Annotated in this window: 16 protein-coding genes; all 16 read right to left on the bottom strand. The window is 69.8% G+C overall.

The annotated features are described in order from the left end of the window. Positions 1-8 precede the first annotated feature (8 nt). The 16 genes from ispG to OG828_RS08330 all read right to left on the bottom strand — a co-directional run bounded on the left by ispG (position 9) and on the right by OG828_RS08330 (position 16,892). Positions 9-1,166 carry a flavodoxin-dependent (E)-4-hydroxy-3-methylbut-2-enyl-diphosphate synthase gene (ispG, locus tag OG828_RS08255; protein WP_328500660.1) on the bottom strand — a complete coding sequence of 386 codons (1,158 nt, stop codon included), beginning with the start codon at positions 1,164-1,166 and terminating at the stop codon, positions 9-11. A 4-nt stretch (positions 1,167-1,170) separates the two neighbouring features. Further along, positions 1,171-2,193: an adenosyl-hopene transferase HpnH gene (gene hpnH, locus OG828_RS08260; protein WP_328351847.1), complete on the bottom strand. Its 1,023-nt coding sequence runs from the start codon at positions 2,191-2,193 to the stop codon at positions 1,171-1,173. Between the two features lie 5 nt (positions 2,194-2,198). After that, positions 2,199-2,840 carry a phosphorylase family protein gene (locus OG828_RS08265; protein ID WP_328500661.1) on the bottom strand — a complete coding sequence of 214 codons (642 nt, stop codon included), beginning with the start codon at positions 2,838-2,840 and terminating at the stop codon, positions 2,199-2,201. After that, positions 2,840-4,831 (bottom strand): squalene--hopene cyclase, encoded by a 1,992-nt coding sequence (gene shc / locus OG828_RS08270; protein ID WP_328351852.1) that lies wholly within the window; start codon positions 4,829-4,831, stop codon positions 2,840-2,842. Before shc ends, OG828_RS08265 begins: the two co-directional genes overlap by 1 nt. 116 nt (positions 4,832-4,947) lie before the next feature. Further along, on the bottom strand, positions 4,948-6,012 hold the full coding sequence (locus OG828_RS08275; protein WP_328504822.1) for a polyprenyl synthetase family protein: 1,065 nt from the start codon (positions 6,010-6,012) through the stop codon (positions 4,948-4,950). Between the two features lie 68 nt (positions 6,013-6,080). Beyond that, positions 6,081-7,496 (bottom strand): hydroxysqualene dehydroxylase HpnE, encoded by a 1,416-nt coding sequence (hpnE, locus tag OG828_RS08280; protein WP_328500662.1) that lies wholly within the window; start codon positions 7,494-7,496, stop codon positions 6,081-6,083. After that, positions 7,493-7,633 (bottom strand): DUF6380 family protein, encoded by a 141-nt coding sequence (locus OG828_RS08285; RefSeq protein WP_328500663.1) that lies wholly within the window; start codon positions 7,631-7,633, stop codon positions 7,493-7,495. The genes hpnE and OG828_RS08285 overlap by 4 nt, the downstream gene beginning before the upstream one ends. Beyond that, positions 7,633-8,583, bottom strand: coding sequence for a presqualene diphosphate synthase HpnD (hpnD, locus tag OG828_RS08290; protein WP_328351861.1), 951 nt, complete (start codon positions 8,581-8,583; stop codon positions 7,633-7,635). Before hpnD ends, OG828_RS08285 begins: the two co-directional genes overlap by 1 nt. Beyond that, positions 8,580-9,482, bottom strand: a complete 903-nt coding sequence (gene hpnC, locus OG828_RS08295; protein WP_328500664.1) for a squalene synthase HpnC — start codon at positions 9,480-9,482, stop codon at positions 8,580-8,582. Before hpnC ends, hpnD begins: the two co-directional genes overlap by 4 nt. Before the next feature lie 387 nt (positions 9,483-9,869). After that, the gene (locus OG828_RS08300) at positions 9,870-10,649 is read right to left on the bottom strand and encodes an ABC transporter ATP-binding protein (protein WP_328351867.1); all 780 of its coding nucleotides are present in this window, start codon (positions 10,647-10,649) and stop codon (positions 9,870-9,872) included. Continuing rightward, the gene (locus OG828_RS08305; protein ID WP_328351870.1) at positions 10,642-11,571 is read right to left on the bottom strand and encodes an ABC transporter permease; all 930 of its coding nucleotides are present in this window, start codon (positions 11,569-11,571) and stop codon (positions 10,642-10,644) included. Before OG828_RS08305 ends, OG828_RS08300 begins: the two co-directional genes overlap by 8 nt. A gap of 97 nt (positions 11,572-11,668) precedes the next feature. Further along, positions 11,669-12,553, bottom strand: a complete 885-nt coding sequence (locus OG828_RS08310; protein ID WP_328351872.1) for a glycosyltransferase family 2 protein — start codon at positions 12,551-12,553, stop codon at positions 11,669-11,671. Continuing rightward, positions 12,550-13,329: a CDP-alcohol phosphatidyltransferase family protein gene (locus OG828_RS08315; protein ID WP_328351874.1), complete on the bottom strand. Its 780-nt coding sequence runs from the start codon at positions 13,327-13,329 to the stop codon at positions 12,550-12,552. The genes OG828_RS08310 and OG828_RS08315 overlap by 4 nt, the downstream gene beginning before the upstream one ends. After that, positions 13,307-14,368 (bottom strand): iron-containing alcohol dehydrogenase family protein, encoded by a 1,062-nt coding sequence (locus tag OG828_RS08320; protein ID WP_328351876.1) that lies wholly within the window; start codon positions 14,366-14,368, stop codon positions 13,307-13,309. The genes OG828_RS08315 and OG828_RS08320 overlap by 23 nt, the downstream gene beginning before the upstream one ends. Next, positions 14,356-15,108 carry a phosphocholine cytidylyltransferase family protein gene (locus tag OG828_RS08325; RefSeq protein WP_328351879.1) on the bottom strand — a complete coding sequence of 251 codons (753 nt, stop codon included), beginning with the start codon at positions 15,106-15,108 and terminating at the stop codon, positions 14,356-14,358. The genes OG828_RS08320 and OG828_RS08325 overlap by 13 nt, the downstream gene beginning before the upstream one ends. Beyond that, entirely contained in the window at positions 15,105-16,892 is a 1,788-nt protein-coding gene (locus OG828_RS08330; protein WP_328500665.1) for a DUF5941 domain-containing protein, read from the bottom strand. The genes OG828_RS08325 and OG828_RS08330 overlap by 4 nt, the downstream gene beginning before the upstream one ends. Positions 16,893-17,273 lie beyond the last annotated feature (381 nt).

Raw genomic sequence — 17,273 nt, forward strand, 5'->3', positions numbered from 1 at the left:
CGTGCTGTTCAGCTCACGGTGACGGCCGGCTCCCCCGACGCGACGCCGTCCTGCTCCATCTGTTCGGCGATCTTCATCGCCTCGTCGATGAGGGTCTCCACGATCTTCGACTCGGGCACGGTCTTGATGACCTCGCCCTTGACGAAGATCTGTCCCTTGCCGTTGCCGGAGGCGACCCCCAGGTCCGCCTCCCGCGCCTCACCGGGACCGTTGACCACACACCCCATCACGGCCACCCGCAGGGGCACTTCCATGCCCTCCAGACCTGCCGTGACCTCGTCGGCCAGCTTGTACACATCGACCTGGGCGCGCCCGCAGGACGGACACGACACGATCTCCAGGCGCCGCTGCCTGAGTCCCAGCGACTCCAGGATCTGGATGCCGACCTTGACCTCCTCGGCGGGCGGAGCGCTCAGGGACACGCGGATGGTGTCACCGATCCCCCGCGACAGCAGCGCCCCGAAGGCCACGGCCGACTTGATCGTCCCCTGGAAGGCGGGACCGGCCTCGGTGACACCCAGGTGCAGTGGATAGTCGCACTGTTCGGCCAGCAGTCGGTAGGCGTTGACCATCACCACCGGGTCGTTGTGCTTCACCGAGATCTTGATGTCCCTGAAGCCGTGCTCCTCGAACAGCGACGCCTCCCACAAGGCGCTCTCCACCAGAGCTTCCGGGGTGGCCTTGCCGTACTTCTCCAGCAGCCGCCGGTCGAGAGAGCCCGCGTTGACGCCGATACGGATCGGCGTGCCGTGGTCCTTGGCGGCCCCCGCGATCTCCTTCACCTTGTCGTCGAACTGCTTGATGTTGCCGGGATTGACGCGTACGGCCGCGCAGCCGGCCTCGATCGCGGCGAAGACGTACTTGGGCTGGAAGTGGATGTCCGCGATCACCGGGATCTGCGACTTGCGGGCGATGGTCGCGAGGGCGTCCGCGTCGTCCTGCGTGGGGCAGGCGACGCGCACGATCTGGCAGCCGGACGCGGTCAGTTCCGCGATCTGCTGCAAGGTTGCGCCGATGTCCGACGTACGCGTCGTCGTCATCGACTGCACCGACACCGGGGCCCCGCCCCCGACCGCCACCGGCCCGACCTGGATCCGCCGTGAGACACGGCGCTCCGCGATCGGCCGGACCGGTACCTCGGGGACGCCCAAGGAGATGGCGGTCATGGTGTCAGTCGCGGTTTCCGGCGACGGTTTCGCGCATCGCCCGCAGGGACTCCTTGAGGGAGCCCATGGTGGCCATGACCGCGGTCGGCTCGTAGCCGCAGTGCGCCATGCAGTTGGCGCAGCGCGGGTCCTTGCCACGGCCGTACTTGTCCCAGTCGGTGTCCTCGATCAGCTCGCGGTATGTGGTCACGTACCCGTCGCTCATCAGGTAGCAGGGGCGCTGCCAGCCGAAGAGGGAGTAGTTCGGGATCGCCCAGGCGGTGCACGGGAAGTCGACCTTGCCCTCCAGGAAGTCCAGGAAGAGCGGGGAGTGGTTGAGCCGCCACTTGCGCCGGTTGCCGCCGGCGAAGGCCTTCTTGAACAGCTCGCGGGTCTGCTCCACGCCCAGGAAGTGCTCCTGGTCGGGGGCCTTCTCGTAGGCGTAGGCGGGCGAGATCATCATCTCGTCGACCTTGAGGTCGTCGTTGAGGTAGTTGAGCACCTCGATGACGGTCTGCGGGGTGTCGGTGTTGAAGAAGGTCGAGTTGGTGGTGACCCGGAAGCCGCGCTTCTTGGCCTCCTTGATCGCCTCCACGGCCTCGTCGAACACCCCCTCCTTCGCCACGGACTCGTCGTGCCGCTCACGCAGCCCGTCGATGTGCACCGCGAAGGCGAAGTACGGGGAGGGCTTGAACTTGTCCATCTTCTTGCGCAGCAGCATGGCGTTGGTGCACAGGAAGACGTACTTCTTCCTCGCCACCAACTGCCGCACGATCTCATCGATCTTGGGGTGCATCAGGGGCTCCCCGCCGGCGATCGACACCATGGGGGCACCGGACTCGAGCACCGCTCCCACAGCTTGGGCAACCGGCATGCGCTGCTTGAGCACACCCGCGGGGTGCTGGATCTTGCCGCAGCCCTCGCACTTGAGATTGCAGGCGTAGAGCGGTTCCAGCTCGACGATGAGCGGAAACTTGTCCCGCCTGCGGAGCTTCTGTTCAGCCAAGTACGTAGCGACCTTGATGGACTGGCGCAGCGGCATGGCCATCTGGCTCACCTCCGGGGGAGCAGCAAGGAACGGTGCCATTCGTAAAAAGCAGGAAGAACGGAACGCAATACGCGGAAGGCCGATATTCCTCCGCGCAATGTGCCGATCCGGACGAGTTCATGTTCTGGAGCGTCCACGACCACCCGGACGGCCGCAACCGGGCGCGGGCCCGTGCGTACGGCGCTCAGGAGCGTGGCCGCGGACTCCATGTCGACCGCGATCGCGCCGGTCGCGAGGAGATCGGACCGTTCATGACCGCGTACGACATGGTCGGAGCCGGTGAGCGGACCGGTGTGGACGGTGCGGCCGGGTGCGGCGCGCACCAGCTCTTTGACGAGTAGGTCGGTCCCGACGCACGGAACGGTTCCGTCCGGGTCCCGGGTCTCCTCGGCGACGACCAGGTCGCCGGGGTGCATGCCCGGGGCGAGCCCCGCACAGAAGCCGGTCGCGACCACGGCGGCCTCGCCGAACGCCGGGCCGGCCAGCACCCGGGAGACGGACCGCTCCGCCGCCTTGGGCCCCATGCCGGTACGCAGAACGGTGACCGGCCCGCCCGCGCCACTGCGATCACCCAGGCGCAGGGCGAAGTGCTCGATGCCGAGTGCGCAGGCGATCAGCAGCGGGGCGGGGGCGGGCTGGGTGCTCATCAGCCCTCCTCGGCCTTGGAGAAGGGTTCTCCGTGGACGTACCGGCCGAGCGCGGTGAGCGGGAAGACCTGCCGGTAGAGGTGGTAGTTGATCGAGAAGTCCCACGGGAAGCCGGTCCCCGTGAAGTACGGCTCGTCCCAGGAGCCGTCCTCGCGCTGTGTGCTCGCGAGCCACTCGATGCCGCGCTCGACGGCCTTGGAGTCCTTCTCGCCGGCCGCGAGCAGCGCCAGCAGCGCCCATGCCGTCTGCGAGGCGGTGGAGGCGCCCTTGCCGCTCCACTTCTTCACATCGTGGTAGGAGCGCAGGTCCTCGCCCCAGCCGCCGTCGTCGTTCTGGACGGACTCCAGCCAGGCGACGGCCCGGCGGATCGCCGGGTGCGAGCCGGGCAGTCCGGCGGCGGTCAGCGCGGGTACCACGGACCCGGTGCCGTAGATGTAGTTGACGCCCCAGCGCCCGAACCACGAGCCGTCCGGCTCCTGTTCGGCGAGCAGCCACTCGATGCCGCGCCGGGTACGCGGGTCATGCGCGTAGCCCTCGACCGCGAGCATCTCCACCACGTGGGCGGTGACGTCCGCGGACGGCGGGTCGATGACCTCGCCGAAGTCGCAGAACGGCAGCTTGTTGGGGAACATGCTGGTGTTGTCGACGTCGAAGGCCCCCCAGGCGCCGTTCTTCGACTGCATCCCGAGGTTCCAGCGCACCCCGCGCCCGATCGCCTTCTCCACCCGCTCCGGGTCGTGGTGCCGGATCCGGCGCAGCGCGAGGACGACCTCGGCGGTGTCGTCGATGTCGGGATAGTTGTCGTTGTGGAACTCGAACGCCCAGCCGCCGGGGGGCAGTTGGGGTCTGCGGACCGACCAGTCACCGGGCCGCACGATCTGCTCGCCGAGCATCCAGTCGGCGGCCTTCACCAACTGCGGGTGGTCGGCGGGGACCCCAGCGTCGGCGAGCGCGATGGCCGCCAGGCAGGTGTCCCACACCGGGGACTGGCAGGCTTCGATCATCCGAGCCCCGTCCTCGCGCCAGACGGTGAAACGGTCCAGTGACGCGAGCCCCTCGCGCATCACGGGGTGTTCGAGGTCGTAGCCGAGCAGGTACAGGGCGATGACCGAGTACACGGCGGGCGGCTGGATGCCGCCCCAGCAGCCGTCGTTCTCCTGCCGCTCGATGATCCAGCGGGCGGCGGAGTTCATCGCCGCCCTGCGCAGGCCGCGCGGAGCCACCTTGCGGTACTGGTGCAGCGCCTTGTCGAGCCGTTCGAAGACGCCGTCCCAACTCGCTGCGGGAGCCGGCGGCTTGACCGGGTTCGGGTTGCGCGGGTCGGTGTGCAGTTCGTCGAGCGGGAAGGGCGCGGGCCGCACCGGGCGCTTCGCGGAGACGATCGTCAGCGGGACGATGGTCTGCCGGGCCCAGCAGCCGAAGTCGTAGATGTTGAGCGGGAACCACTTCGGGAAGTAGATGAGTTCCGGCGGGAGTTCGGGCAGGTCCTCCCACTTCCACCAGCCGAACAGCGCCAGCCAGATCCGGGTGAAGACCCGGGCGGCCGCGATGCCGCCCCGCTCGCGGATCCAGGCCGAGGCCTTCGCCATGTGCGGCGCGTCCGGCGCGTCGCCGGCCAGCCGCAGGGCGACGTACGCCTCGATGGTGGTGGAGAGTTCGCCGGGTCCGCCGTAGAAGGTGGCCCAGGTGCCGTCCTCGCGCTGCTCGCCGCGGATGAACAGGGCGGCGGCACGGGTGGTGGCCTCGTCGCGGATCCCCAGGAACTGGCGCAGCAGCAGGTCCTCGGCGTCCATCGTGACGTTCGTCTCGAGGTCGCCCTTCCACCAGCCCTGGGTGTCCTGCCGGGAGAGCAGGTACTCGGTGGCACGCCCGATGGCGTGTACGGCGGCCTCGTGCGCCCCGGCCGCCACGGGGGTGTCGATCTGTGTTTCGCTGGCCGAGGCTGCCCGGGGCTGCAGTGCCCCGGTGCTTCCGTCGGTCGTCGCTGTCATGGCTTCCCCTTCGTGCAGTCGTACGAGTCGTGCTGCTGTGGGTCCGCCGTCGACCGGTGCTCGTGCGTCCGTAGCACCGGCCGGCGACTACGCGAGGGCTGTTCGACCGATAATGATCATCTCTTCCGTACGACGACGAAGTCGGCGAGCGCCGCGAACTGTGCCCGCACCCGGTCGGGCATCTCGATGGCGTCGAGGGCTTCGATGGCGATGGTGTGCTGGCGGCGGGCCTCTTCGGCGGTCCACTCGCGCCCGCCCGCCTCCTCGATGAGGGCGGCACGGGCCGCGAACTCCTCCTCCGAGAAGTTCTCGAAATCGCTGCTCTTGGCGTCGGCGGCGAGCAGCTCGCCGAGCCGCTCGGAGGCCGGTCCGCCCCCCGCGAGCGCGGCGACGACCGGCAGGGACTTCTTGCGCTGGCGCAGGTCGCTCCAGGTCTGCTTGCCGGTGGAGACCGGGTCGCCCCAGATGCCGAGCAGGTCGTCGACGGCCTGGAAGGCGAGGCCCAAGTGGTAGCCGTACTTCTCCAGGGTGTCGGCGGTGCGGTCGTCCGCGCCGCCGAGCACGGCGCCGATGGAGCTGGCGCAGGCGAGCAGGGCGCCGGTCTTGTTGCCCTCCATCTCCAGGCACTCCTCGACGCTGACGCGGTCGCGGTGCTCGTAGGAGATGTCCTGCGCCTGGCCGTCGATGAGGGCACGGGTCGCGCTCGTCAGGCGGCGAGTGGCGCGGCCCGCCTCGACGGTGCCGAGTTCCAGCAGGACCTCGTTGGCCAGGGCGAACAGGGCGTCGCCGACCAGGATCGCCTGGGCGGGACCGTGCACCTTCCAGACGGTGTCGCGGTGCCGGCGCTGTTCGTCGCCGTCCATCAGGTCGTCGTGCAGCAGGGAGAAGTTGTGGACCAGTTCGACGGCGACCGCTCCGGGGATGCCTGCCTCGGGGGCGGCGCCGGTGACCTCGGCGGAGAGCACGGCAAGGGCGGGACGTACGGCCTTGCCGCCATCGCCGTCGGCGGGATTGCCCTGGGCGTCGATCCAGCCGAAGTGGTAGGCGGAAACGGTGTCCATGGGAGGGGCCAGGCGGTCGATCGCCGCCCGCAGTACCGGTGTGGCCAGGGACCGGCCGCGCTCCAGGAGCGCGGTCACGTCCACCGCGGTCCTTCGATCGGCCGTCGGGGCCGGGGGCACAGTGGGCACAGTCTCTCCTCTTGTTGCGGTACCGGGGGTGCGGGGACCTGCCGCGCGCTCATGGAGCATCAGGCCGCCTCCTCGACTTCGAAGAGGTGCCGGGGGCGGGGCCGCCCCAGGGCGCTCAGCACGGCGTCCGCCGCACTCACACCACTGCGGACCGCACTCTCCATGGTCGCGGGCCACCCCGTGGCGGTCCACGCTCCGGCCAGGTAGAGGCCGGGGGCCTTGGTACGGGCGCCGGGCCGCAGCCGCCCGACGCCGGGGGTGGGCGCGAACGTGGCCGTGCGCTCCCTGGTCACGAAGAAGTCCGTCACCTCGGCACCCCGGGTGCCGGGCAACAGCCGTTCCAGTTCGGGCAGATAGCGCTCGCGCAGTTCGGCGACCGGTGCGTCGATCTCGTGCTGCGCCGCCGACTGCGACAGCGCCAGGTACTGACCGTGCTTCAGCCCGGAGGCGTCGGTCCGGTCGAAGACCCACTGCACCGGGGTGCCGAGGGCCGCGAAGAAGGGCTTGTGGAGCACCTTCCGGTCGTACACGACATGGACGTTGAGGATCGGCGCGGTGCCGATCTCCAGCAGCCGCTCCGGTGCGTCGAGGGCTCCGGCGGGCAGCAGATCGTGCGCTTCGCGGTGGGGTACGGCGAGGACGACGGCGTCGGCCTGAAGCGTTTCGCCGGGAACCTGAACGCGCAGGCGCCCGTTGTCGTCAGTAGAGATGGAGGTGACTCGTGTACGGACCTCGGTACGCACGCCCGCGGAGTCGAGCGCCTTGCGGGCCAGCCGGTCATGCAGTTCACCCAGCGGGACACGCGCCCAGCCGATGTCGGCCGCGCCCGGTTCGGACAGCAGACCGGTCTTGAACACCATCGCGGCGAGCCCCAGCGAGGCGTCGCCCGCGACCGCGTTGAGGGTGGCGACCCCGACCAGGTCCCACAGGGCCTCGACGGCACGCGCCGACTGACCGTGCGCGGTCAGCCAGCTGCCGAAGTCCTGCGTGTCCAGGGTCGGATCGGCGAGGTCCAGCCCCTTGAGCGCGAGCGCGGCCCGCCCGACCTTGGCGCGTTCGGCGAGCGACAGATGCGGATACGTGGCCAGGCTGCGCCCCAGATGCAGGGGCACGGGCAGCGCGTCGCGCCGCAGCCTGCCGAGCCGGCGTCCCTCGGGCCTGGCGACATCGAGTACGGGCACGTCGAGACGATCCTGCAACGGCGCCAGCGCCGCTGCCTCGATGCGGTCGAGGAACCAGCGGTAGGCGGTGCAGCAGCGCAGATACACATGCTGTCCGTTGTCGACCGTCAATTCGCCGCGCTGGAAGGAGAAGGCGAGCCCGCCCAGGCGCGGCCGGCCTTCGAGCAGGGTGACGCGCACTCCGGCGTCGGCCAGCGCGAGCGCGGCGGTGATCCCGGCGAGCCCACCACCGACCACGACGGCATCCCGCCCGGAGCGTGGCCTCGGCATGTCCGCGAGCGGCTCCTCGCTCATCGTGCACTCCCCCCTGCGCGGCTGCCGCGATGCTTGAACGGTGCACGGCAGGCCGTCGCAGTCAGGGACGCCGGGCGGCACCGGAGGGTTGCCCGCCGCTTTTCGCCGGTGGCATCACCTTGGACCCTTTTGTCCATCAGGCGCGCCTCCTGACGGTCCGCCGGGTCACATGCCGCGCGTCCAGGCCGGACAGGCCGCGCACGGCGACGTACGCCTTCTCGCGCCCGGGCAGCGAGACCCGGCCACGCAGCACCGCCTCCGGATCGCGCTCGATGCGGTCGAGGAGGCGGCGGTAGATGCCGGCCATGGCGGCGACGCAGGCGCCGCTGCGCCGGTCGAGCATGGGGAGCAGCCGGTAGCCCTCGGCGAAAAGGGCGCGGGCCCGACGCACTTCGAAGTGCACGAGACCCGCGAAGTCGGCGCCCTCCGGCGGTTTCGCCCCGCTGAACCCGGCCGAGCAGCCGAACTTGGCCAGGTCGTCGGCGGGTAGATAGGTGCGCCCGCCCTCGGCGTCCTCGCGGACGTCCCGCAGGATGTTGGTGAGCTGAAGCGCGAGCCCGAGCGTGTCGGCATACTCCGGCGCGCGCTCGGCGCCACGCGCCCCCCGCTCCGTACCGAACACCCCGAGCGAGAGCCGCCCGATGGCACCCGCCACACAGCGGCAGTACACCTTCAGGTCGTCCCAGGTCTCGTAGGTCTCGCCGCGTACGTCCATCAGCACGCCGTCGATGAGTTCGTCCAGGCCGCCCAGCGGGATGGAGAACTGCTCGGCGGCATGGGTCAGGGCCACCGCTACCGGGTCGGTGTCGTCCTCGTCGACCGCGTCCTGGCGGATCCGGGTCAGCAGCGCCCGGGTGTCCTCGAGTCTGGCGATCTTGACGTCGGGTGCCAGCGCGCCGTCGCCGATGTCGTCGACACGGCGCGAGAACGCGTACAGCGCCGACATCGCGCGCCGCTTGTGCGTGGGCAGCAGCCTGATGCCGTAGGCGAAGTTACGGGCCTGCTGTCCGGTGACGGCCTCGCAGTAGCTGTAGGCGGCGAGTACCGGTGCGGACACGTGTGTGGGAGAGTCCACGGTCCGGATCACCCCTCTCCTCGCAGAGTCAGGCCCGCCTCGCGCAGCAACTGGATCCTGCCGGGCTTGGGCGGGCCGGGAAGTACGTCGTATTCGGCGGCGGCAATCGCATGGATTGCCGCCCTTCCCCCCGCCACGAACCCTGCGAGCAACAGCTTCAGCCTGCCGTGGACGCTACCCACCAGGGGGGCGCCTTCATTCAGGAGATCGCGGGCGCGTTGCGCTTCGTATGCAACCAGGGCGCGCACCGATGCGCCCGTGGTTTTCGCGGCGAGATCCGCCTCCTGGACATGAAAGCGCTTCATGTCGGCGGCGGGCAGATAGATGCGGTCGCGGCCGAGGTCCTCGGCGACGTCCTGGAGGTGCTCGACGATCTGCAGGGCCGTGCAGATCGCGTCGGAGCGCCTGACCCGCTCGGGGGTCTCGGTGCCGGTGACGGCGAGGACGAGACGGCCGACGGGGTTGGCGGACAGTTCGCAGTACGCAACGAGGTCGTCGTAGGTCTCGTAGCGGGAGACGAGCTGGTCCTGGCGGTTGGCGGCGATCAGGCCGAGAAAGGGGTCCGGGCTCAGCGCGCGGCGCCGGACGGTCGGCTGGAGGCGGCGCAGCAGCGGGTGACGCGGCGTCGAATCGAACACGCGGTGAAGGTCGGCCTCGAAGGCGTCCAGCATCAGCAACCGGTCCTCGGCCTGTGCGGGGGACACGCCGAGCAGCCGGGCGTCGGCGCCCCCGGGGGCGAGATCGCCGTCGCCGATGTCGTCGACGAGGCGGGCGAAGCCGTACACGGCCATGAGGTCGTCGCGCCAGGCCCTGGGCAGGAAAAACGGGGCCACGGGGAAGTTCTCGTCCGTGGCCTTGTCGAGGGTGCCGCGCTCCGGATCACCGGTCGGCGCGGTGCCGGTGCCCGTCACCGTTCACTGCCCGGGGCGCGGACGGCACATGCTGCGTCGACCTGGGGAGTTTCCGTAGCCATTGCCGTCACATCTCCCGTTCTACACCGTCGACCCAATACGCACTATTTCGGACACGCCACCCGGTCCTCAGCGCGGCTGCCCCGGCGTAGGGGTGTCGCGTACTATCGCCCCACTTGCCGCTTATCGGGACCGGTACAGCTTACGTTGTACAACGCAACATGGTCCGTCGGGGTGTCCTGCGCATCACAAGAACACACCGATTGGCACCAAGATTCCTAGGGTCGACCGAAGTTGACGTTTCCTTTGCAGACGCGGAGCCCCGCCGGAAGGGTTCCTGCGGGGCCCTGCGAAGCGTGGTGGGCCTTTCGCCCGGATCCGGGTGGACTACTTGCCCGTGAACTTCTCGTACTCCTTGATGACCTCTTCAGTAGGTCCGTCCATGCGCAGCTCGCCGCGTTCCAGCCACAGGACGCGGTTGCAGGTGTCGCGGATCGACTTGTTGTTGTGACTGACCAGGAACACCGTGCCCGCGCTCTTGCGCAGTTCGCGGATGCGTTCCTCGGAGCGCTTCTGGAACTTGCGGTCACCGGTGGCCAGCGCCTCGTCGATCATCAGGACATCGTGGTCCTTGGCGGCGGCGATGGAGAAGCGCAGCCGGGCCGCCATGCCGGAGGAATAGGTGCGCATGGGCAGGGTGATGAAGTCACCCTTCTCGTTGATGCCGGAGAACTCGACGATCTCCTCGTAGCGCTCCTTGATCTCCTCGCGGGACATACCCATGGCGAGCCCGCCCAATATGACGTTCCGTTCGCCGGTGAGGTCGTTCATCAGGGCCGCGTTCACCCCGAGCAGGGAGGGCTGGCCGTCGGTGTAGACCTTGCCGCTCTCGGCGGGGAGCAGGCCGGCGATGGCGCGCAGCAGCGTCGACTTGCCGGAACCGTTGGAGCCGATCAGGCCGATGGCCTCGCCGCGGTAGGCGACGAAGGACACGCCTCGCACGGCGTGCACCTTGCGCACTCCTCGTTCCTCGCCGCGCTTGAGCATGCGGCTGAGCGCTGCCGTGGCGCTGCCCTTGCCGGCCTTGGCACCGTTGACGCGGTAGACGATGTTCAGGTCGTCGGCGATGACGGTGGGGATCCGTTCGTCCCTCGGTTGCTCAGCCACGGCCGTACCTCTCCTCCGCCTTCCAGAAGTAGACGAAGCCGCCGACGGCGAGCAGCACGGACCAGCCGAGCGCGGCCGCCCACACATGGTCCGGGAGGTTCTCGGAGCCGTAGCCGTCGATGAGCGCGAAGCGCATCAGGTCCATGTAGATGGCGGCCGGGTTCCACTGCAGGACGTTGGCGATCCACTGGGGCTTGTCGGCCAGCATGATCGGGATGGAGTACATCACGCCGGACGCGTACATCCATGTACGCATCACGAACGGCATCAGTTGCGCGAGGTCCGGGGTCTTGGAGCCGGCCCGGGCCATGATCAGCGCGAGGCCGGTGTTGAAGAGGAACTGCAGGGCGAGCGCCGGGACGATCAGGGCCCAGGACAGGTCCGGGAAGCTGCCGAAGATCATGGTGATGGCGAACAGCACGATCATCGAGTAGAGCAGCTGCTGCAGCTGCTGGAGCGCGAAGGACACCGGCAGCGAGGCGCGCGGGAAGTGCAGGGCGCGGACCAGGCCGAGGTTGCCGGAGATCGCGCGGACACCCGCAAGCACCGAGCTCTGGGTGAAGCTGAACACGAAGACGCCGGTGACCAGGAACGGGATGTACACCTCGCGGGACATGCCCCGGTCGGCCTCGAGGATGACGCCGAAGATGAAGAAGTACACGGCCGCGTTCAGCAGCGGCGTGACCACCTGCCAGAGCTGGCCGAGCTTCGCCTGGCTGTACTGGGCGGTCAGCTTCGCCCGGGAGAAGGCGAGAATGAAGTGACGCCGGTCCCAGAGCTGGCGGACGTATTCCACGAGTGAGGGGCGGGCGCCGCTCACGGACAGTCCGTACTTCGCGGCGAGCTGGGCCGCGGTCAGTCGCTCGTCGGGCGACGGAGCCGCGCTCACCGCGACTCCACCGTCGTGCGTTGTCTCACTCACCAAAAGAAACTTTCGTCTTCGAGATGCGCAGCCTGTGCGGGCAGGGCATGAGCCGGCGGCCGTGGGTGACGGCCGGATGCTCTCAGGACCGAGCTTGTCAGATGACGGGGGGTCGGCCCAGTCGAGTCAGCCGCCACACCGTACGCCACTTCATGGGCCTGCGGGGCCCGCACTCGGTCGTCCAGCCTTCCCGGAATCCGCCGAACCACGCCTGGAGCGCGGGCCGCGTGGGGCGGCGCAGCAGGGTGAGCAGCATCCAGACGGCCAGGTAGACGGGGACCAGGGGGGCGGGGAGGTTGCGGCGGGCGAGCCAGACGCGGTTGCGGGCGACCATGCGGTGATAGACCGCGTGCCGCGAGGGCGCGGTCGTCGGGTGGTACAGCACCATGTCGGACCGGTAGTCGATCATCCAGCCCGCGTCGAGGGCCCGCCATGCAAGGTCGGTTTCCTCGTGTGCGTAGAAGAATTCGTCCGGGAGCCCGCCGACTTCGGCGAGGACCTGGGTGCGTACGGCGTTGGCGCCGCCGAGGAACGTGGTGACCCGGGAGGAGCGCAGCGGGTCGGAGGCGCGCAGCCTGGGCACATGGCGGCGCTGGGTCTCGCCGGTGTCCGGGTCGGCGATGCGGAAGCTGATGATGCCGAGCTTGGGGTCGGCCGCGAAGGCCTGGCGGCACAGCTCGGCGGTGTCGTGGTGGGCGAGCAGGCCGTCGTCGTCGAGGAAGAGCAATATGTCGACATCCCGGCCACTGGGCCCGAAGGCCTCGATGCCGACGTTGCGGCCGCCGGGGATGCCGAGGTTCTCGGGCAGCTCGATCGTGCGGACACCGTCGGGGACGTCGGGGACGGGTGAGCCGTTGCCGACGACGACCGCCTCGACCGGGTCGCCGTCCTGCTTGGCGACCGAGTCGAGCAGGGCCCTGAGCTCCTCGGGGCGGTTGCCCATGGTGATGATGACCGCCCCGACCTTCATCCCGGGGCTCACCGGAGCCTGCTCGACGCGAGGATGGAGACCAGGTGCAGCAGGGTCTGCACCAGCGCGATGCCGGCCAGCACCGCGACGCCGAGCCGGGAGAAGAACAGGTCGCCGCGCATCGTGTCCAGGACGGCCAGGACCAGGATCAGCAGGGACGCCTCGATGCCGAGCACCAGCCGGTGGAACTTCAGCGCCGCGGCGGCTCTGCGGGCCAGCGCCATGCCGGAGGAACGGGGCTCGGACGCCGCCTCCTTGACCGGCGGCAGTCCGCCCTGGTGGCGGGCGACGCCGACGAGGTCGGTCTCGGCCTTGATCAAGATCGCGCCGAGCGCGGCCAGGGTGCCGAGGAACGCCCACAGCCAGTCGACGCGCCCGGAACCCCACAGGTCGGCGGCGCGCAGGCCGAAGCCGACGAGCACCGCGGCATCGCACAGATAGGCACCGACCCGGTCCAGGTAGACCCCGCCGAGCGAGAACTGCTGCTTCCAGCGCGCGACTTCGCCGTCGACGCAGTCGAGCAGCAGATACAGCTGGACCATCAGCACGCCGAGCACGGCGCCCGCGATCCCCGGCACCAGCAGGGCGGGGGCCGCGAGCACGCCGCAGAGGGTCATCAGGTACGTGAGCTGGTTGGGCGTGACCTTGGTGGTCACCAGGGAACGCGTGATCCGCAGGGACACCTCGCGCATGTAGAGGCGTCCCGCCCAGTGCTCACCGCTGCGCCGGTCCTTGACCCCGGCGGGGTGCACGACCGGGCGGAGTTCAGCTACCGATGGCCTTGACATAGTCGGCGTAGGTGTCCTTGATCTGGTCGGTGGTGAGGTCGAGGTGTTCGAGGATCGTGTAGCGGCCGGGCCGGGTCTGCGGGGCGAACTTCACGACCTCGATGAACTCCTCGGTCGTGAAGCCGATCTCCTCCGGCAGCACCGGCAGTCCGTGGCGGCGCAGCACCTCGGCCATGTGGACCGATTCCTCGTGGGCTCCGCGCAGCCACATCGCGAAGGCGGCGCCGAGCCCGCACTGCTCGCCGTGGGCGGCGGCGCGACGCGGGTGGAGCAGGTCGAAGGCGTGGTTGATCTCGTGGCAGGCCCCGGAGGACGGGCGGGAGTCGCCCGACACGGACATGGCGATGCCGCTGAGCACCAGCGCCTCGGCGAGCACCTGGAGGAAGTCGTTGTCGCCGATGCCGCCGGGGTGCCTGAGCACGGCCTCGCCGGCCTGGCGGGCCATGGCCGCGGCGAGGCCGTCGATCTTCTCGCCCTTGACCCGGACCGCCAGCTCCCAGTCCGCGATCGCCGAGATGTTGGAGATCGCGTCGCCGATGCCGGCGCGCACGAACCGGGCCGGTGCCTCGCGGATCACGTCCAGGTCGATGACGACGGCGATCGGGTTGGGCACGCCGTACGAACCGCGGCCCGCGTCGTTGTCGAGGGTCGCGACCGGCGAACAGAGGCCGTCGTGCGCGAGGTTGGTCGGTACGGCGACCAGCGGCAGGCCGACCCGCGCCGCGGCGAACTTGGCGCAGTCGATGATCTTGCCGCCGCCGAGCCCGACGACCGCGTCGTAGCGGCCGGCCTTCATCTCGGCGGCCAGCCGGATCGCGTCGTCGAGGGTGCCGCCGTCCACCTCGTACCAGGTGGCGCCCGGCAGCGAGGGGGCGATGCGCTCGCGCAGCTTGGCGCCGGAGCCGCCGCTGACCGCGACGGCGAGCTTGCCGGAGTGCGAGATGCGCTCGTCGGCGAGCACGTCGCCCAGGTCGTCGAGCGCACCCGGGCGGATGTCGACGACGACCGGGGAGGGGATGAGCCTGGTCAGTACCGGCACGCGATCTCCCGTCCCCGGGCGAGATCGGCGTGGTTGTCGATCTCGACCCAGTCGACCTCGCCGATCGGCGCCACGTCGATACGGAAGCCGCGGTTCACCAGCTCCTGGTAGCCGTGCTCGTAGAACTGCTGCGGGTCGGTCTCCCACACGGTCTTCAGCGCGTCGGCCAGTTCGGGAGCCGCGTCGCCCTCGATGAGCGTGACGCCGATGTACTCGCCCGTGGCCTCGGCGGGGTCCATCAGCTTGGTGATCTTCTGGACGCCCTTGACGGGGTCCACGACGACCTTCATCTCCTCGTCCGCGAGGGACTTCACGCTGTCGAGGGCGAGAATGATCTTCTTGCCGTCGCCGCGGGCGGCGAGCAGCGTCTTCTCGACAGAGACCGGGTGGACGGTGTCACCGTTGGCGAGGATCACGCCGTCCTTGAGGGCGTCACGCCCGCACCACAGGGAGTAGGCGTTGTTCCACTCCTCGGCCTTGTCGTTGTCGATGAGCGTGAGCGTGAGGCCGTACTTCGCTTCGAGGGCGGCCTTGCGCTCGTACACGGCTTCCTTGCGGTAGCCGACGATGACCGCGGCCTCGGTGAGGCCGATCTCGGCGAAGTTGGCGAGGGTGAGGTCCAGCACGGTCGGTTCGCCCTCGATGCCCGCGGGCCCCACCGGCACCAGTGCCTTCGGCAAGGTGTCGGTGTAGGGGCGCAGACGCCGTCCGGCGCCTGCCGCCAGCACGAGGCCAATCATGCGGGTTCTCCTTCGTCGTGTACGGCGGGTGCGCCGCCCAAATGGGAGGCCACCCAGAAGCGGATGCTCTCGACGAGCACCACCAGGGCGACGGCCCCGGCGAGGACCGTGAGCGCGACCTCGAACTGCGCGCCGGTGAGCAGCGCGGCCAGCACGACGACCACCAGCGTCCGGCCCTCGTGCCCCCCGACCGCCCGCACCAGCCACTTCGGCGGGGCGCCCGCGTCGCCGCGGATGCGATAGACCGTGTCGTAGTGATGGTAGGCGACAGCGGCCACCAGGCCGAAAGCCGCGGGAAGCGCCCCGTTCACCTTTGATTCAGCCGCCAGGATGAGGACGGTCCCGTATTCAGCGGCGCGGAAGACAGGCGGAACCAGCCAGTCCAGAGCGCCTTTGAGCGGGTTCTGGACGGCGACGGCGGACAGGACGACGTAGGCGACGGCACACAGAGCGGTCTGCCATCCGGCGCCCCAAAGTGCGGCGGAGATCACCACCAGGAGACCGCCGGCAAAAGCGGCGTAATAACCACCACGGGGATAAGTGCCACGCCCCGCGCGGAGGACCAGTTCGGTGAGCGGACCGGAGTCCGCCAGATCCGCGAGCGCCTGCGCCGCCCGGTCCGTGCGCTGGGCCTTGCGCGTCAGCGAGCGCAGCACGCGGCCCGCCGTGGTGTACGTCGCCGCGAAGGCACACCCGATGAGCAGCGCGTAGAAGGTGATGCGCGGCGTGGTGACCGCCGTCAGGACCGCGACCATCGCCCAGCGCTCACCGATCGGCAGGACGATCATCCGGCGCACCCAGACCGTCCAGCCGACGCTGTCGAGCTTGCCCGAAAGGGCCGCGGTGGGGCTGGTGTTGGCGGTGGCGTCGTGGTTCGCCTCGTTGAAGGAGAAATCGACGACGTGCCGGCAGGTCTGCAGGACCATCGCGCCCAGCGCCAGGGCCCAGACGTCATCGCCGCCGCGGGCCGCGCCGAGGGCGAGGCCCGCGTAGTAGGCGTACTCCTTGGCCCGGTCGAAGGTGGCGTCCAGCCAGGCGCCGAGCGTCGAGTACTGCAGGGAGTAGCGGGCGAGCTGTCCGTCGGTGCAGTCCAGGACGAAGGAGAAGAGGAGCAGCAGGCCGGCGGCTATGAATCCGCCCCGGGTGCCGGTGGCCGCGCAGCCGGCCGCGATGAGCGCGGTGAGCAGGGAGGCGGTGGTGACCTGGTTCGGGGTGAGGCCGCGGCGGGCGCACCAGCGGGCCAGATAGCGCGAGTACGGGCTGATGCAGAAGGTCGTGAAGAAGCCGTCGCGGGCCTTCACGGCCGACTTCAGGCGTACGGCCTCGTCGTCGACGGCGGCGACGGCCTGCCGCGCCTCGTTGCGGGCCTGCGGGTCGGCCGGGACGGCGGCGACGAGGCTGCCGAGGTCCGGGCGGTGCACGTCGGCGTCGAGGGCGGCGGCGACGCGGTCGGCGAGGCTGTCCACCAGCAGCGCGCCTCCGGCGGCGTTCTCGCGGGCCATCGCCCGGGTCAGCGCCTGACGGGCGCCGGGCTGGGCGGTCACGGCACCCGGGATCGCGGCGAGCGGGAAGCGCGGGTCGGTGAGGCCGAGGCGCAGGGCGTGCAGATGGCCGACGAAGCGGGTGTCGACGACGGCGACCCGCTGGTCACCGGGGACCTCGGTGAGCAGCGCCGACGCGTCGGCGGCGTCGGACGCGGTCCGCACCTCGAAGCCGAGCGACCGCAGATCACCCTCGATCGACGATCCGGGCACCGGCTGACCGGTGAGGATGGCGGTCGACAACCGAACTCACTCCCTGGGGCTGCCGACGCTCCGCGCCGGTCACGTACATGGTGGGGGCGCCCTTGGCTGCACCAGGCGGGCGGCATGTCGGCAGAGGCTATCGGATGATGGGAAGGTCGTGTTCACCGACCGTTCATGGTCCGGTCGACACGATCTGCCTTCGCCTTTGCCGTGATCATCATCGCGGATCGCATGCCCGGCACACAAAATCGCGGTCGCAGAACGGATATTCGCGACAGGGAACGGCACACGGTCACGCATGGCTCAAACCGATCGTCAGCCGACTGACCTGCACTTCGTTTGCGCAGGTCAGGGCATATGACAACGGTGTTCAGTGCAGCGTTGCCCGATACCCCCCGCCCGTAGTTCACTGTGATCCCG

This window comes from Streptomyces sp. NBC_00457, assembly GCF_036014015.1.
In the GTDB taxonomy this organism is placed as follows: Bacteria; Actinomycetota; Actinomycetes; order Streptomycetales; family Streptomycetaceae; genus Streptomyces.

Coding starts and splice junctions, on each gene's coding strand:
- OG828_RS08265 (WP_328500661.1), bottom strand. CDS start 2,840: ATGAGCACCCAGCCCGCCCCCGCCCCGCTGCTGATCGCCTGCGCACTC.
- shc (WP_328351852.1), bottom strand. CDS start 4,831: ATGACAGCGACGACCGACGGAAGCACCGGGGCACTGCAGCCCCGGGCA.
- OG828_RS08325 (WP_328351879.1), bottom strand. CDS start 15,108: ATGATTGGCCTCGTGCTGGCGGCAGGCGCCGGACGGCGTCTGCGCCCC.
- OG828_RS08315 (WP_328351874.1), bottom strand. CDS start 13,329: ATGTCAAGGCCATCGGTAGCTGAACTCCGCCCGGTCGTGCACCCCGCC.
- OG828_RS08285 (WP_328500663.1), bottom strand. CDS start 7,633: ATGGACAAAAGGGTCCAAGGTGATGCCACCGGCGAAAAGCGGCGGGCA.
- hpnH (WP_328351847.1), bottom strand. CDS start 2,193: ATGGCCATGCCGCTGCGCCAGTCCATCAAGGTCGCTACGTACTTGGCT.
- ispG (WP_328500660.1), bottom strand. CDS start 1,166: ATGACCGCCATCTCCTTGGGCGTCCCCGAGGTACCGGTCCGGCCGATC.
- hpnE (WP_328500662.1), bottom strand. CDS start 7,496: ATGAGCGAGGAGCCGCTCGCGGACATGCCGAGGCCACGCTCCGGGCGG.